Below are 15198 nucleotides of genomic sequence, written 5' to 3'. Positions count from 1 at the left end.
CGAGGACGGCGCGCTGCTCGGCCGCGCCCTGGCCGCCTGGGCCCGGCCCGGCAGCCGGACCCACGCCGAGCCAGGTACGGACGCCGGTCCGCCCGCCGCGCCCGCGCCGCACCTGCTGTTCGCCGGGACGGTGGACGGCACCGGTGTGGTGGTGTTCTCCGACGGCGAGCGGATCGCCCGCTACACCGACAGCCAGAACGGTCAGGGCGGTCGGGACAGCGGAGACCTGGACCTCGCCCGGGCCGACGACGCGGACCCGACCACGGCCGGCGCGGTGGTCCTGCGCCGTCAGGGCGCCACCGTCCGCTACCTGCTGGCGCCCTGGGTGGACTCCGCCGAGACCCGCCGGATCGACCGGCCCGACACCCCCGCCCACCCGTTGGAGCACCCCGACGGCCTCACCTCCCCGGCCCCGGCCGGCGGGCCCGCCGACTGCCAGGGCGCCACCCTGCTCCAGTTGCACTCGTCCCCGGTGGTCGCCGAGAAGGCCGAGAGGTCCGCCTTCCTGCTGGCCGACCTGGGCGGCCTGATCCCCGCACACCTCACCTACGCCCCGCCACCGGAGCGCCCCCAGCCGGACGGCTCACCACCCGACCGAGCCCAGGCCGACCGCACGCAAGCCGACCGCGCCCAGACCGACCGCGAGCCGCGCGAGGCGACCGCCCAGGACGCGCTGCTGGCCTGGTCCCGGGCCGGCTGCGCCGTTCCGGACGGCACACCGGGCGTCAAACAGCTGAACCTCTGGGCCTTCGCCCTCCAGCCGCTGCCGCAGAACGCGGGCTCGGCCTCCTGGGTCTGCCTGCGCGCCGACCGCTGGGACGGCGCGGGCAGTGCGGCCACCGCCGTCGTCCTGCCGGGCGCCCGCGGCGCGCAGCGCACCGGCGGCGGACCGGGCCGGGCCTGCGGCCGCTTCGAGCGGGACGCCGTGGCCTGGACCTGGTGGCGTTCCCCGCACGGGACGGAGTTCGTGCTCGCGGCGGGCAGCCGCCGGGTCACCCGGCTCACCCTCAAGGGTTCGGGCTGGTCCGCCGACCGGCCCGCGCCGGACCGCACCCTGGCCGTCGAACGCCCCGCCCGCGCGGCCGTCCAGGTGGAGGCGCTGCTCGACAACGGCGCCCGGATCGACCCACCGCACTGAGCCCCGCGCCCCGTCTCCCTTCCACCCCGAGCGCTCCCGTTCAGGCCGCGGCCCGCGTCCGACGGGACAGCTCCCGCTCGTAGTCCGGTAGTTCGACGCTGCTGACCTGCTTGCCCAGCTCCAGCATCTTCTCCAGCGCCCAGCGCCGGTTGAGCAGCGCGTTGCGGAACCGCAGCCCGATGGCCGTACGCGGCGCGAGGAACGGGCCGGTGCGGTCGCCGCCCTTCTGGCAGCCCTGCGCGTAGCCGCGCAGGAGGTGCTCGTACCGCGCGAAGGCGGCCCGGTGGTCGCCGCGGGCGCGGGCCAGCTCGCCCGCCAGGACGTACGCGGCCACCACCGCCGTTCCGGTGCCCATGCCGCCGATGGTCGCGCCGCAGGCGGCGTCGCCGATCAGGGCGATCCGACCGGTCGACCAGGCAGGCACGTCGGCGCGGCTGATCGAGTCGAAGTACGGTTCGGGGGCGGCGTCCAGGCTCTCCAGCAGCTGCGGCACCCGCCAGCCGAGGCCCGCGAAGGCGGCCCGGACCAGTTCCTTCTGCCGCGCCGGGTCGTGGCGGTCGTAGCGAAGTTCGGGCGAGGCGAAGAGGCAGAAAGCACCGGCCCGGCTCGGGTCGCGGTGGTCGGCGCCGACGGACATCAGCCGACCGGGGACGTTGAGGCCGACTCCGCCGACGGGCAGTCCGAGGTCGTTGGGCAGCTGCCAGGTGGCCGCGTAGTAGCCGAGGTGGCGGACGTAGCGCTGCTCGGGGCCGAAGGCGAGCCGGCGGACGGTGGAGTGCAGTCCGTCGGCGCCGATCACCAGGTCGAACTCGCGCGGCGCCCCGTGCCGGAAGGCGACCCGGACCCCGTCCGGGGTCTCCTCCAGCGCCGTGATCGAGTCGCCGAAGACGTACTCGGCGCGGGCGCTGCTGTGCCGGTGGAGCAGCTGGGCCAGCTCCCCGCGCGGGACCTCCAGGTCGCCGCCGGCGAACTCGGCGGGCAGGTGCAGCAGTTGGCGCCCGTCGGGGCCGACGAAGGTCATCGGACTGCCGCCGGTGCCGAGCGTGCGCAGCTCCTCCAGGACGCCCATCCGCTCCAGCACGGTCAGGTGGGTGCGGCCGCGGAAGTCGACGTCCTGGCCGCCGTCGCGCAGCGCGGGGGCCAGCTCGACCACGGTCACCTCGAAGCCGTACCGGCCCAGCCAGTGGGCGAGCGCGGGGCCGGCGATGCTCGCGCCCGAGATCAGGACCTTGGTGCTCATGGGAATCCACTCCGTCCGAGGATCGTGAAACTGTGTCTGGCGGACACTGTTTGTTGCTGTGTACGGTAGACACAGTTGAGCGGGAAGGGCAACCCCCCAGGTGGCAAGCCCCGAACGGAACCCCAGAACGGGAGCGGATGATGGCCGAGGCGGCGAACGACACGGTGCGGCTGCTCTGGGGCCCGGCCCCCAAACCCACCCGCGGGCCGAAGCCGGCCCTCAGCCTGGAGCGGATCGCCGCGGCCGGGGTCGAGCTCGCCGACGCGGAGGGGCTCGGCGCGGTCTCCATGCAGAAGGTGGCCGGGCTGCTCGACTTCACCAAGATGTCGCTCTACCGCTACGTCCCCGGCAAGGCCGAACTCGTCGCCCTGATGGTCGAGTCGGCCGTCGACGCACCCCCGGACGCACCGGAGGATGCCGACTGGCGGGAGCAACTCACCGCCTGGGCCCACCACTTGGCCGAGTCCTTCGCCAGGCACCCGTGGCTGCTGGACGCCACCGTCGGCGCGCGGGCGCTCGGTCCGAGGGAACTCGCCTGGCTGGAGCGGGTGGTGGCGGCGCTCGACGGCCACGGGCTGACCGGCCCCGAACGGATGGACGCCGCCGTCCTGCTCACCGGGCACGTGCGCGGAATCGCCGCGCAGTCCCGCGCCGCCGGCCCCGCCGACACCCCCGAGGCCGAACTCCTCGCCGCCCTCGGCACCGTGGTCCAGGAGAACGCCGACCGCTTCCCGGCGGTCGCCGCCGCCATGGCCGACCCCGACGGCCGCGACCAGGCGCTGGAGTTCGGCCTGGAGCGCATCCTGGACGGGCTGGCCGCCCTGATCGACCGCCGCACGGCCGGCGCCTGACCCGCGGCAGCACCCCGGATCGCCCGGTGGCGAGGAACCGGAGGCCCGGGAAAACCGCTCGGCCCGCACCCGGCCGCTCGCTAGGATCGCGCCCCATGGCGATGTTCGTGCACCTGACCGCCGCGGCGAACGCGCCGCGCATCCGCCGCGCCGGGATCCGCGCCGACAGCCGGGGCCAGGGCGGCGCACGCGGGGTGTACTGCTTCCCCGTGCTGCCCTCGTACACGCTGACCCACCAGTGGCTGCGCGAGCTGGCCCGGTTCGGCCCCAAGGGCGCACTGGTCGCGGTGCACCTCCGGCTGGACGACGGGCAGGAGGTCCTGACCGGGCACTACCGCGACCGCGCCCTGGACGCCCAGCGGCCGGTGCGGGCCGCCGAGGCGGTCCGGCGGATCGGCGCCCTGCCCGACCCGCGCGGCTGGGAGGTGTTCCTGCCGCGCGCGGTGGGCGCCCGCGAGGTGCACCGGGTCCGCGCCGTGCCGCAGGCCACCGGCTGGCGCTACGTCCCGGGCGCCCACGGCACCCGGCCCTGCACCTGTTTCGGCTGCCGTATCCGCGGCGAGTACGGCAGCAGGCGGCTGCGCGAGCGCCACCCGCACCCGCTGGACGGCCCGCCGCCGCCCGTCCCGGTGCTGCTGGCCCGGATCGCGGCGGCCGGCGAACCCGGCGACCCGTACGAACTGCGCACCGCCCTGCACTGGTTCGGGCTGCGCCGCCGCGGCCCGGTGGACCTGCTCGCCCGACTGGCCGACCACCCGCACCCGGGCGTGCGGACGGACCTGGTCTGGGCCGTCGGCGGCTGGTCGACCCCGGGCGTCGCCGAGCTGCTGGACGGCCTGGCGGACGATCCGGACCCGCTGGTCCGCGGGGCCGTCGAGGCGGTCAGGGAGAGCTGAGCCCCGGCCGGCGGCCCGCCCCGGACGGGCAGCACCGCTCCGCCGGCCGGTGCGCCGCCGTCAGGAGACGCGCTTGAGCTGCCAGGAGTTCTTCTCCAGGCTCGGCACCGCCGAGTAGTTGCAGCCGGAGCCGTAGTAGGTGCTGACGATCGTCCAGCCGGCCGGCGGCCAGGTGGAGGCGCAGGCGTTGACCACGGTGCCGACCGGGTAGCCGGTGAGCTGCATGATCTTCTTGGTGTTCGGGGTGAAACCGGAGCCGCAACCCGCGCTGTTCCACCACTGGACGTCCACGAAGCCGCCCGGCGTCAGCGAGGAGGAGCAGCTGGTGCTGGTGTCACCGGGCGCGGCCTGGGCCGTCCCCATGGTCAGGGTCAGCGCGGCGGCGGTACAGCCCAGGGTCAGGACGGCGGAACGAAGGCGTATCACGGGGCGGCTCCTCTCGGTGACGCGGCGCGTCCGCGTCCCGCCCATTCCTATCCGTGCGGAGCCGATGACGGACAGCGACTTTCCGGCCCGACCTGCGGCGCGTTCTCGCCCATTCCCCGCCGGGAGCGCTCCACCGGTACGCGGCTGACCTGCGCACTCTCCCGTCGACATGCCCGTTCGCCGGATCCGGGTGATCATGGGACGAACCGCGTCATCGGCGATTCGGCGCACCGGGCCGTCGGCCCCGGGAGCGCCCGGAAGGTGGACTGCGATGTTCCAGCTCCTGTGGATTCTGCTCATCGGCTTCGTGCTGGGCGTGCTCGCCAAACTGATCCTGCGTGGACCGCAGTCGATCCCCTGGTGGCTGACCATGCTGCTCGGCGCGGCCGGAGCCTGGCTCGGCAACGCCGTCTCCGGCTGGATCGGCGTCCGCCACACCTCGGGCATCGACTGGATCCGGCACATCCTGCAACTGGCCTTCGCCGTCGCCCTGGTGGCCTTCGTCGCGCCCGCGTGGACGAAGTCCCACCAGAACCGCTGACCGGCCGACCCCCGGCACCCGGACCGGCCGATCCGCCGGCCGACCCGCCGGCCGGGCCGCCCGCTCAGCCCACGTGGACGGCCGGCCGGCGGGACCGGTCCGGTTCGGCCTCGCGCAGCACCTCGCGGGTGACGGGGGCGATCTCGCCCTGTCCGAAGAGGAAGAACCGCAGGAACTGGGCGAAGGGGTTGCCCTCGGTCCACTCGAAGTAGATGTGCGGCTGCTGCCCGGTGAGGTCGCGCACCTCGAGCAGCAGCGCGGCCAGCGCGTTGGGCACGCTGGAGCTCTCCAGCGCCAACACCCGGTAGCGGTCGTGCAGCACCTCGCCGCGGACCGTCAGCACGGCCTCGAAGTCGGACGGGTCGAGCACGGTGACCTCGACGAACACCAGGTCGTCCTCGGCCGGGATGTCGTTGTCCCGCCGGATCTGGTGGATCTTGTCGCGGTACTCGGCGAGGTCCCGGCTGTTCGGCTCGTTGGCGATCAGCCGCAGCGGGCGGTGGGTGTAGTCCCGGACGAACCGGTCCGCGACGTCGTCCAGCACCACGTCGGTGACGCGCAGTTCGAAGGCCCGCTTGAGCCGGGACAGGAACGAGAGCAGCATGATGCCCGCGATGAAGCAGGCGCCGATCTTGACCCCGTCCGGCCGCTCGGCGATGTTCACCGCCGTGGTGTAGAGGAACACCCCCGCGATCACCGCGAAGCCGGTGCGCCAACGGCGCTGCCCGGCCTTGTGGGCGGCGATGGTCACCGCGATGGCGGCGGAGCTGATCAGCACCAGCACGCCGGTGGCGTAGGCGCCGCCCTGGGCGTCCACGTTGGCGTCGAAGATCCAGGTGACCAGGAAGGCGATCAGGGTGAGCACGATGACGGTCGGCCGCACCGCGCGGGCCCAGTGCGGGGCCATGCCGTAGCGGGGCAGGTAGCGCGGCATCAGGTTGAGCAGCCCGGCCATCGCGGAGGCCCCGGCGAACCAGAGGATGGCGATCGTGGACAGGTCGTAGACGCTGCCGAAAGTGCTGCCCAGGTACTCGTGGGCGAGGTAGGCGAGCGCCCGCCCGTTGGCCTGGCCGCCGGCCTTGAACTGGTCGGCCGGGATGAGCAGCGTGGTGATGAAGCTGGTGGCGATCAGGAACACGCTCATGATCGCGGCGGCGGTGGTCAGCAGTTTGCGGGCGCCGCGGATCCGGCCGGTGGGCTTCTCCTCGGTGTCGTCCGGGTCACCCTCGATGTGCGGCATCACGGCGACGCCGGTCTCGAAGCCGGACAGGCCGAGCGCCAGCTTCGGGAAGACGATCAGCGCGACGCCGATCATCGCGATCGCGTTGCCGTGCTCCACGGTCAGCGCGTGCGTCCAGTCGCTGAACACGTGCGGGGCCTTGAGCACGTGCCACAGCCCGTTGGCGACCACCACGACGTTCAGCGAGAGGTACACCGCGACCAGCACCACCGCCAGGCCGATCGCCTCGCTGAAGCCCTTGAGGAAGACGGCACCGAGCAGCGCGATCATGATCAGGGTCAGCATCACCTGCTTGCCGGTCAGGGCGCTGTGCAGGTGCGGGTTCTCCACCAGGTGGGCGCTGGCGTCGGCGGCGGACAGGGTGATGGTGATCATGAAGTCGGTGGCCGCGAAGCCCAGCAGGGTGAGCACGAAGAGCTTGCCCTGCCAGAAGGAGAGCAGCCGTTCCAGCATCGCGATCGAGCCCTGGCCGTGCGGGCTCTCCTGGGCGACCCTCCGGTAGACGGGCAGCGCGCCGAGCAGGGTGACGACCACCAGCACGATGGTCGCCAGCGGCGAGACCAGTCCGGCCGCGAGCGCGGCGATGCCGGGCTGGTAGCCGAGCGTGGAGAAGTAGTCCAGGCCGGTCAGGCACATGACCCGCCACCAGCGCTGGCCCTTCTCGTGCGGCGCCTCGGCGTGCGGGCCTGGGTGCTGTTTGGCCAGGTCGGCCAGGCCTTCCAGCATCCACTCCCGGAACCGCCCGCGCCGGGTGACCGGCCCCGCCCCTGCTTCGGCCGACCCCGACGACACCACGGGCACCCCTGTCCACGACTCGGCCGGCCTCGTACGGCTCCGGACCCCCTGTGGCCGCCGGACGGCGGGCCTGGTCAGGCTAGGGGACCGGCCCGCCGGGGCCGGTCAACCGCGCGGGCCGACACGCCCGGGTGCGCCCGTACGGCCCTCCCCGGTGGCGGGCCGTCCCGAGGCGGGTGCGGCCGCGCCCGGTCCGGTGTGCCAGGCTGCACGGACCTCGCGGAACACGCGAGGATGTCCGCGAGCACCGACGCACCGGGCGGGCGCCGCACAGCGCGCCACCGGCCGGGCCGGCGCGCCCACGGACCGGGCAGGGACAGGAAAAACGGAGGAAGCGGTGGCGGAGCCGAGTCGGCGGAGGATCCTGGGCCTGGGCCTGATGGCGGCCGCCGTCACTTCCTGCGGCCCCCGTCGCCCGGATGCGGCCCCCGCCGCGCACCCGTCCGCCGGGGCGGCGGGCGCACCGGCCGCCCCGGCGTCCACGCCACCCGGCACCGCCGGCCCGGCCGCCGACGGCCACACCGGCCCGACGAGCGAGCGCTCCCGCCCCGGCAACGCCGACTGGGAGATCACCGACCCCGGCCCGGACGGCGCCATCGAGGGCTTCGCCGACCGGGTCAGCGTCCTGCCAGGCGAGCCCTTCGGCCTGCACGTCTCCACCCCCGCCACCGCGTTCACCGTCTCCGCCTACCGGATGGGCTGGTACGACGGCGCCCGCGCCCGGCTGGTCTGGCGCCGCGAGCACGTCCCCGGCGGCAAGCAGGCCGCGCCGCACGTGGACCCGGCGACCCGCACCGTCCTGACCGGCTGGCAGCGCACCCTCGCGGTGGACACCGCCGGCTGGCCCGAGGGCGCCTATCTGCTGCGCCTGGACGCCGAGGACGGCTCCGGGCGGCGCTACGTCCCGCTCACCGTCCGCTCGGCGAGCACCGCGGGCCGGACCGTGGTGATGAGCGCCCCGGCGACCTGGCAGGCCTACAACGAGTGGGGCGGCTACAGCCTCTACAACGGCCCGACCGGCGGCCTGGCCACCCGCTCGCTGAAGGTCGTCTTCGACCGGCCGTACGACTACGACCACGGCGCCGGGCTGTTCCTGGTCTACGAGGCGCCGCTGGTCGCCCTCGCCGAACGGCTCGGCCTGCCGCTCGCCTACACCACCGGCGTCGACGTGGCCCGCGAACCCGGCCTGCTGACCGGGGCGAGCGCCGTCCTGTCGCTCGGCCACGACGAGTACTGGTCACCCGAGCAGCGGGCCAACGTGGTCGCCGCCCGCGACGCCGGGACCAACCTGGCGGTCCTGGGCGCCAACTGCTGCTACCGCCGGATCCGGTTCGAGCCGTCCGACCTCGGGCCGGACCGGACGGTGGTCTGCTACAAGGACGCCTGGGCGCAGGACCCGGGCCACCAGGCGGGCGCCCCGGCGACCACCGACTTCCGGACCGGACCGGGCGCCGACCCGGAGAGCTCGATGCTCGGCGTCATCTACGACGGCTACCCGGTGGACGCCCCGTACGTGGTCACCTCGCCCGGGCACTGGGCGTACGAGGGGACGGGCGTCGCGGCGGGGGCCTCCTTCCCGCACCTGGTCGGGGTGGAGTACGACCGGGTGCACACCGGCTTCCCCACCCCGCGCCCGATCGAGGTGATCGCCCACTCCCCCGTGGTGTGCGACGGCCGCCGCTCCCACTCCGACACCGCCTACTACACCGTGCCGAGCGGGGCCGGGGTGTTCGCCACCGGGACGATGCGCTGGGTCGAGGCGCTGGAGGCCCGCGGCCCCGGCGGCGGCCGGGCCGACCACGGCATCGACTCGCACGCCGGGGACCTGGTCCGCCAGGTCACCGAGAACGTCCTGCGCGCCTTCGCCGCCGGCCCGGCCGGCCGGACCCACCCGGCGCAGGACAACCTCGACGCCGTCTACGGCCCGGCGTAGCCAGCCCGGCTCAGCCCGCGGACGGCGCGGTGAAGGTCTCCGCGGGGCCGAAGTCCGAGAGGCGTTCCCTCGTCACGACCGGCCGGCCGGCCACCACCGTCGAGTGTTCGACCCGGACCGTCCGGCCGAGCCGGTCGATCCACAGCTGGACGTCCGCCGCGTCCGTGCCCTGGTTCTGCCGTCCGTCCCCGTACGTCGGGTCCGCGCGGCGCAGCTCGGCCGGGGAGAGCCGGGCGGCCAGGTGGAACACCGGCACGCCCGCCTCGGTCTCCATGCCCTTGCGGGCGGCGGGCCCGGCGTCCAGCAGGACCTTGGCGTAGCCGTCCGTGTCCTGCGCACCGGTCCCGGCGCTCGCCGGGGGCTTCTGGTCCGTCGTCCAGCCGGTCCCGCCGTTCTCCTTGTCCCGCCGGTAGACGGCCTGGTCGACGACCACCTTCTCCTCCCAGGCCAGGACGGAGGACCCGCGGACCATCTTGGTCTCCAGGCGGGACCCCTCGGCCGGGGTGTTGTGGTTCGCCCGGCCGGTGACGGTGAGCACGTCCTTCTCGGCGCCCTCGCCCGTCTCGACGGTCATCTCGGAGGTCGCCGCGTACGACTCCCGGGAGCGGTGGGCGACCGCGACCGCGGGGTCGAAGGCCCCGGTCGGGTCGGCGGGCGCCCCGGTGGCTTCCGCCGGTGCCCCGGTGGCTTCCGGTGGTGCTCCGGTGGTGGCGCCGGCGGGCACCCCGCCCGCGGACGTCCCGGCGGCGGGCGGCGGCGCGGCGCCGTCGGAGCCGCAGCCGGTGAGCGCGGCCAGCGCGACGGCGAGGGCGGTGGCGGGCAGGACAGTGGTGCGACGGATCGTCATGGGAGCTCTCCGGGGCTACTGTTCCGGGCGTTCGAGGCCCGTCACGGTACCGCATCGTGATCGAACGGGCTTCCGACCTCCGGCCGGGGCAGGAGGCGGTCGGAACGCCCGATACACTCGCACGGTCTCATCCGGAGCAGGCACGAGGGAAACAGAACATGGTCGAGGCCTCCCCCAAGGTCGTTGTGGTCGTCCCCACGTACAACGAGCGGGAGAACCTCCCGGTCCTCGCGGGCCTGCTCGCGGAGCTCCCGGTGCCCGACCTGCACCTGCTGGTGGTCGACGACAACTCCCCCGACGGCACCGGCGAGATCGCCGACAAGCTCGCCGCGGACTCCGGCGGCACCGTGGGCGTGCTGCACCGCACCGAGAAGGACGGCCTCGGCCGCGCCTACCTGGCCGGCATGGCCAGGGCCCTGGACGAGGGCGCCGACGTCGTGGTGCAGATGGACGCCGACCTCTCCCACCCGGCCTCGGCGATACCCGCGATGGTCGAGCTGCTGCTCGGCGGCGACACCGCCGTGGTGCTGGGCTCCCGCTACGTCCCCGGCGGCTCCACCGCCGAGGAGTGGCCCTGGCACCGCAAGGCGCTCTCGGCCTGGGCGAACTTCTACGTCAACACGATCCTCAGCCTCGGGGTCAGGGACGCCACCGCCGGGTTCAAGGCCTGGCGGGCGGACACCCTCCGCGCCATCGACCTGCCGACGGTGCGGAGCAACGGCTACTCGTTCCAGGTCGAGATGAACTACCGGGTCGTCAAGCAGGGCATGACGATCCGCGAGGTGCCGATCCGCTTCGAGGAGCGGATCGAGGGCGCCTCGAAGATGAGCATGGGCGTGCAGGTCGAGTCCGCGCTGGCGCCCTGGAAGCTGCGCTTCAACCGCGAGGGCTGACGAGGCACCGACGGGACCGGGCGGAACCGGACGGGACCGGGCACGGCAGGACGCCGGCCCGGTGCGGTCGTACGGGTGCCGGACCGCCGCCGGAGCGGTGTGAACGGCCGCCGCGGGGAAAGAAGGGCGACATGGCCCTTCTCCCGGAGACACTCACGGACCTGGTCCGCCGCGGCGCCCGAGAACCGTTCGTGGTCCAGAGCGTCCGGGCCACCGTCGCGGCCACCATCGCCTTCGCGGTGGCGACGCGGCTGAGCAGCGAGCCCGCCCCGCTGACGGCGCCGCTGACCGCGCTGCTGGTCGTCCAGGTCACCGTCTACTCGACGCTCAAGACCAGCATCCGCCGGGTCAACTCGGTGGTGGTCGGGGTGCTGATCGCGATCGGGTTCAGCGCGGTGGTCGGGCTCTCCTGGTGGAGCCTTGGGCTGATCATCCTGGCCTCGCTGGTCGTCGGCCGGTTCGTCCGGGTCGAGGAGTTCGTCCAGGAGGTCGCGATCAGCGCGATGCTGATCCTGGGCGTGACCAAGCTGGCCTCGCAGGCCTGGGACCGGGTGCTGGAGACCCTCATCGGCGCGGCCGTCGGCCTGCTGTTCAACCTGGTGTTCGCGCCGCCGGTCTGGGTGGACACCGCCGGGGAGTCGATCGAGGACCTGGCCCGGCGGGCCCGCCAGCTGCTGCTCGACATCTCCGAGGAGCTGGGCCGCCCCACCCCGGTGGCCCGGGCCGCCGAGCGGCTGCACGAGGCCCGCCGGCTGGACCAGGCGATCGCCGACGTGGACGCGGCACTGCGCCAGGCCGAGGACAGCCTGCGGTTCAACCCGCGGATCAGCGAGGGGCTGCTGTCCCGGCTGGTGCTGCGCACCGGGCTGGACACCCTGGAGATCTGCGTCGTCGTGATCCGGGTGCTGGCCCGTTCGCTGACCGACCTGGCCAAGCGGCGCGCGCCCGGCGAACGGCTCTTCCCGCCGGATGTCGCGACGGGGTTGGAGGAGCTGCTGGCGCACGTCGGCGGCGCGATGGTGAGCTACGCGGTGCTGGTGCCCACCCAGGTGAGCCGCAGCGCCGAGGAGGCGGAGGAGCGGCTGACCGCCGAGCTGGCGGCGGCCTGGGCCTGCCGGGAGAACGTCGCCCAGGTGCTGCTGCGCAAGGTCCAGGAGCACCCGGAGGCCTGGCAGCTGCACGGTTCGATACTGGCCGAGGTGGACCGCATCCTGGACGAGATGGACCTGGAGCACCGCGGCCGGCGGCTGATGGAGGAACTGGACCGGGCCTCGGTGGCGAACCGGGAGCGGTTCTCCCGCTACGCCTGGCTGCGCCGCCTGCTGCGGGGCGAACGGGCCCGCGGCGGCCGGACGTCCGCTGCGGCGGACCGCCCGGCGGCGTAGCGGTGGAACACCCGGCGGTTTGGCGGGCGCCGGGGTCTCAGGGCATCAGCCAGGGTTCCTGCGGCAGCGGGTGGCCGGTCTCCAGGTAGGTCTTGAGGTTGGCGAGCACCGCCGACCAGCCCTGTTCGGCGTCCGCCCGGGCGGCCTCGTCGGCGAGGTCCACGTGGGTGACGGTGAGCCGGGTGAGGTCGTGCCAGCCCTGGAGTTCGAAGGTGACCCGGGAGGGGAAGGCGGCGCGCCCCTCCTGCGGCCCGGCCCAGGTGGTGACCAACAGGTGCGGGCGGTCGACCGCCTCGACGGTGCCGATGACGTCGGCGGTCCCGGAGCCGTCGGTCCGCTGGTGCTCCCAGGGCGCGCCGAGCAGCCAGGTGGAGACGTTGCGGTGGCCCCAGTAGAGGCCGGACTCGTCGGCGTTGGTGAGCGCGTGCCAGACCCGCTCGGGGGTGGCCCGCAGGTAGGTGATGCCGCGGTGGCTGAAGGCGGTCACGGGCTCACCCCTTCGCCGCGTCGAGCAGCGGCTGGATCTCGATCTTCTGCATCCGCAGCATGGCCGCGAAGACGCGGTCCGCCGTGGCCCGGTCCTCGCCCGAGACCAGGTCGAGCAGCACCCGGGGGGTGATCTGCCAGGAGAGGCCGTAGCGGTCCTTGAGCCAGCCGCACGGGCCGGGCTGGCCGCCGTCGGCGGTGAGTTCCGCCCAGAGCCGGTCGACCTCCTGCTGGTCGTCGCACGCCACCTGGAGCGAGATCGCCTCGGTGAAGTGGAACGCCGGGCCGCCGTTGAGGCCCACGTACGCGCGGCCGGCGAGCTCGAACTCGACGGTCATCACCGAGCCCGCCGGGCCGGGGCCGGTCTCGCCGTAGCGGGTGGTCCTGAGGACCCGGGAGTTCGGGAACAGCGTGGTGTAGAAGGCGGCGGCCTCTTCGGCCTGGTCGTCGAACCAGAGGGAGGTGGTGATTTTCTGCATGCGCCCGACGGTAACGGCGGGGTCCGTCGGGGCGGCCGAGCCACGGCCGGGGGTCACCGGATCGGCGCCCCCGGCCGTCGCCGGGTCAGTGCACCCAGCCCGCGTAGCGCCGGACGAAGCGCTGACCGGTGTGGGCGGTCACCACGACGTCGTAGCGGCCCTGCTCGTCCAGCGGCCAGGCCAGGTCGGCCTGCTTGCCGGGCTTGACCCAGACGGTCTGCGCGGTGCCCGCGAAGTCGTTGGGCGCGGCGGTGAAGGCCACGTCGGTCATCCCGTCGTTGACGAGCTGCAGGGTGAGCTTGCGGCTGCCGCGCAGGTCGACGGTGACGATCGGCACGCCGATGTCGTTCTGGCCGTCCTGCCCGTCGCGGACCACGGTGCCGGCGAAGCGCCGGACGAAGCCGTCCGGGCCGTGCACGGTGAAGTCGTAGCGGCCGTCGGTGGTGGCGGCGTCCCAGACGTACCGGGCGGTGGCGCCGGGGGCGACGGTGTACGGGGTGCCGGCGAAGGGGAGCAGGATGTTCGGGTAGACGGTGTACGGGAAGGCCACCGAGCCGTCGTTGCTCATCGTGCAGGTGACCTTGCCGGTCTTCCGGTCCACCTCGACGTCGGCCCACGGCTGGTACGGCAGCGGGCGGTGCGGGCGCTCGCCGCGCTCCTGGACGGGCATCGCCTGGGCGCCGACCGCCGGCAGCGCGACGCCGGGCAGCCTGGTGCCCGCGTCGGCCCTGGCCATCAGGGCCTTGGTGTCGGGCAGCACCGGGATCGAGAGCTCGGGGGCGGCGAAGTCGAAGCAGCTGGTGAGGTCGCCGCAGACGGCCCGGCGCCAGGCCGAGATGTTGGGCTCGGCCACCCCGGTGACCAGTTCCATGAAGCGCAGCACCGAGGTGTGGTCGAAGACCTGGGAGTTGACCCAGCCGCCGCGCGACCAGGGCGACACGACCCAGAGCGGCACCCGGTTGCCGAGGCCGATGGCCCGTCCCTGGGTGAACTCCTCGGGGGTGCCGGGCTCGGGGGTGGGCGGGACCATGTGGTCGAAGTAGCCGTCGTTCTCGTCGTACATCACCAGGAAGACGGTGTGCCGCCAGACCTCCGGGTTGGACGTCAGCGACCGCAGGGCCTGGTCGACCCAGTGCGCGCCGTAGGCCGGGCCGGCCTCCGGGTGCTCGGAGAACAGGTACGGCGCGACCAGCCAGGAGACGGTCGGCAGGGTGCCGTCCTTGCAGTGGCGGTCGAAGTCGGCGGGGTCGAACTTCGTCATCGCGTTGACGTAACGCGGGTCGTCGTGCGGGAAGTTGTGGAACTGCTTGAAGTAGGAGAGCGCGTTGTCGTCGTAGTCGCCGGTGCGCTCGTCCTTGCTGGGGTTGTGGTAGACGCGCCAGCTGACGCCGGCCGCCTCCAGGCGCTCGGCGTAGGTGGTCCAGTCGGCGACGGGGTTGTCGGTGACCGGGGTGTTGTCGATCCACGGGCCGGTGGTGCCGTCGCGGCCGGGGCCGGACGTGCCGGTCCACAGGTAGAGCCGGTTGGGGTCGGTCGGGCCGGCCAGCGAGGTGAAGTAGGCGTCGCAGACGGTGAACGCGTCGGCCAGGGCGTACTGGTAGGGGATGTCGTCCCGGGTGAAGTAGCCCATGGTGCGCTCGCCCTTGGCGGCGATCCACTTGTTCATCGCGCCGTTGTTGATGGCCTGGTGGCCGGTGGCCCAGTCGTGCGGCAGGCCGCCGGCGTTCTGCGCGTTGTACTTGGCGGTGTCCATCCGGTACGGCAGCATCACGCCGCCGTCGCTGCGCCGGCCGTCGGGCTGGCGGAAGACGTCGGTGCCGTCCGGGAACTGGAGCGCCTGCTTGTCGCCGAAGCCTCGGACGCCGGCCAGGGTGCCGAAGTAGTGGTCGAAGGAACGGTTCTCCTGCATCAGGACGACGACGTGCCTGACGTCCTTGACGGTGCCGGTCAGCGGGGTGCCGGGCTTGGCACCGGCGGCGGGAGCGGGGGCCGGGGCGGCGGCGGCCTGGGCGGCCGTCAGACCGCTCAGGGCGGTGGCGCCGGCGGCC

Annotated in this window: 13 protein-coding genes and 1 pseudogene; 7 read left to right on the top strand and 7 right to left on the bottom strand. The window is 74.0% G+C overall.

What is annotated here, in order from left to right; genetic code table 11:
• Nucleotides 1-1138 (top strand): annotated as a pseudogene (locus AE652_RS13205) (hypothetical protein); the annotation flags it as partial.
• Between the two features lie 40 nt (nucleotides 1139-1178).
• On the opposite strand, the gene AE652_RS13200 reads toward AE652_RS13205, so the two are convergent.
• Complete coding sequence (locus AE652_RS13200; RefSeq protein WP_049651512.1) at nucleotides 1179-2378, bottom strand: FAD-dependent monooxygenase; 1200 nt, start codon at nucleotides 2376-2378, stop codon at nucleotides 1179-1181.
• Between the two features lie 137 nt (nucleotides 2379-2515).
• Here AE652_RS13200 and AE652_RS13195 point away from each other — a divergent pair, with 137 nt between their 5' ends.
• Together AE652_RS13195 and AE652_RS13190 are read left to right on the top strand one after the other, a co-directional pair.
• Nucleotides 2516-3229, top strand: coding sequence for a TetR/AcrR family transcriptional regulator C-terminal domain-containing protein (locus tag AE652_RS13195; RefSeq protein ID WP_049651511.1), 714 nt, complete (start codon nucleotides 2516-2518; stop codon nucleotides 3227-3229).
• 95 nt (nucleotides 3230-3324) lie between these two features.
• Nucleotides 3325-4125, top strand: coding sequence for a HEAT repeat domain-containing protein (locus tag AE652_RS13190; protein ID WP_199823087.1), 801 nt, complete (start codon nucleotides 3325-3327; stop codon nucleotides 4123-4125).
• A gap of 60 nt (nucleotides 4126-4185) precedes the next feature.
• Here the strand turns inward: AE652_RS13190 and AE652_RS13185 are convergent, their stop codons facing one another.
• Complete coding sequence (locus AE652_RS13185; RefSeq protein WP_049651510.1) at nucleotides 4186-4551, bottom strand: hypothetical protein; 366 nt, start codon at nucleotides 4549-4551, stop codon at nucleotides 4186-4188.
• 271 nt (nucleotides 4552-4822) lie between these two features.
• Between AE652_RS13185 and AE652_RS13180 the strand changes: the two genes are divergently transcribed.
• A complete protein-coding gene (locus tag AE652_RS13180; RefSeq protein ID WP_049651509.1) occupies nucleotides 4823-5092 on the top strand; it encodes a GlsB/YeaQ/YmgE family stress response membrane protein in 270 nt (89 codons plus the stop codon).
• 64 nt (nucleotides 5093-5156) lie between these two features.
• Here the strand turns inward: AE652_RS13180 and AE652_RS13175 are convergent, their stop codons facing one another.
• A complete protein-coding gene (locus AE652_RS13175) occupies nucleotides 5157-7058 on the bottom strand; it encodes an APC family permease (RefSeq protein WP_049651508.1) in 1902 nt (633 codons plus the stop codon).
• Between the two features lie 406 nt (nucleotides 7059-7464).
• Between AE652_RS13175 and AE652_RS13170 the strand changes: the two genes are divergently transcribed.
• Nucleotides 7465-9060, top strand: a complete 1596-nt coding sequence (locus tag AE652_RS13170; protein ID WP_369808291.1) for a N,N-dimethylformamidase beta subunit family domain-containing protein — start codon at nucleotides 7465-7467, stop codon at nucleotides 9058-9060.
• A gap of 10 nt (nucleotides 9061-9070) precedes the next feature.
• On the opposite strand, the gene AE652_RS13165 is transcribed toward AE652_RS13170, so the two are convergent.
• Entirely contained in the window at nucleotides 9071-9907 is an 837-nt protein-coding gene (locus AE652_RS13165) for a hypothetical protein (protein ID WP_049651507.1), read from the bottom strand.
• Between the two features lie 158 nt (nucleotides 9908-10065).
• On the opposite strand from AE652_RS13165, the gene AE652_RS13160 reads away from it, so the two are divergent.
• Nucleotides 10066-10800: a polyprenol monophosphomannose synthase gene (locus AE652_RS13160; protein WP_049651506.1), complete on the top strand. Its 735-nt coding sequence runs from the start codon at nucleotides 10066-10068 to the stop codon at nucleotides 10798-10800.
• Nucleotides 10801-10931: 131 nt separating this feature from the next.
• Complete coding sequence (locus AE652_RS13155; protein ID WP_049651505.1) at nucleotides 10932-12185, top strand: aromatic acid exporter family protein; 1254 nt, start codon at nucleotides 10932-10934, stop codon at nucleotides 12183-12185.
• Nucleotides 12186-12222: 37 nt separating this feature from the next.
• Here AE652_RS13155 and AE652_RS13150 read toward each other — a convergent pair whose 3' ends face one another.
• From AE652_RS13150 to AE652_RS13140, 3 genes are all read right to left on the bottom strand, one after another.
• Nucleotides 12223-12672, bottom strand: coding sequence for an SRPBCC domain-containing protein (locus AE652_RS13150; RefSeq protein ID WP_049651504.1), 450 nt, complete (start codon nucleotides 12670-12672; stop codon nucleotides 12223-12225).
• Between the two features lie 4 nt (nucleotides 12673-12676).
• Nucleotides 12677-13150, bottom strand: coding sequence for a VOC family protein (locus AE652_RS13145; RefSeq protein WP_049651503.1), 474 nt, complete (start codon nucleotides 13148-13150; stop codon nucleotides 12677-12679).
• Between the two features lie 85 nt (nucleotides 13151-13235).
• Nucleotides 13236-15198: phosphocholine-specific phospholipase C (locus AE652_RS13140; protein WP_049651502.1), on the bottom strand; the 1963-nt coding region annotated here is incomplete at its 5' end.

It is taken from the genome of Kitasatospora sp. MY 5-36 (genome assembly GCF_001182915.1).
Taxonomy (GTDB): Bacteria; Actinomycetota; Actinomycetes; order Streptomycetales; family Streptomycetaceae; genus Kitasatospora.
This window is presented reverse-complemented; position numbering and strand designations above follow the sequence as displayed.

Excerpts from the sequence above, each read along its gene's own strand:
- AE652_RS13200 (WP_049651512.1), bottom strand. The coding sequence starts at position 2,378 with ATGAGCACCAAGGTCCTGATCTCGGGCGCGAGCATCGCCGGCCCCGCG.
- AE652_RS13195 (WP_049651511.1), top strand. The coding sequence starts at position 2,516 with ATGATGGCCGAGGCGGCGAACGACACGGTGCGGCTGCTCTGGGGCCCG.
- AE652_RS13190 (WP_199823087.1), top strand. The coding sequence starts at position 3,325 with ATGGCGATGTTCGTGCACCTGACCGCCGCGGCGAACGCGCCGCGCATC.
- AE652_RS13180 (WP_049651509.1), top strand. The coding sequence starts at position 4,823 with ATGTTCCAGCTCCTGTGGATTCTGCTCATCGGCTTCGTGCTGGGCGTG.
- AE652_RS13175 (WP_049651508.1), bottom strand. The coding sequence starts at position 7,058 with ATGCTGGAAGGCCTGGCCGACCTGGCCAAACAGCACCCAGGCCCGCAC.
- AE652_RS13165 (WP_049651507.1), bottom strand. The coding sequence starts at position 9,907 with ATGACGATCCGTCGCACCACTGTCCTGCCCGCCACCGCCCTCGCCGTC.
- AE652_RS13160 (WP_049651506.1), top strand. The coding sequence starts at position 10,066 with ATGGTCGAGGCCTCCCCCAAGGTCGTTGTGGTCGTCCCCACGTACAAC.
- AE652_RS13155 (WP_049651505.1), top strand. The coding sequence starts at position 10,932 with ATGGCCCTTCTCCCGGAGACACTCACGGACCTGGTCCGCCGCGGCGCC.
- AE652_RS13145 (WP_049651503.1), bottom strand. The coding sequence starts at position 13,150 with ATGCAGAAAATCACCACCTCCCTCTGGTTCGACGACCAGGCCGAAGAG.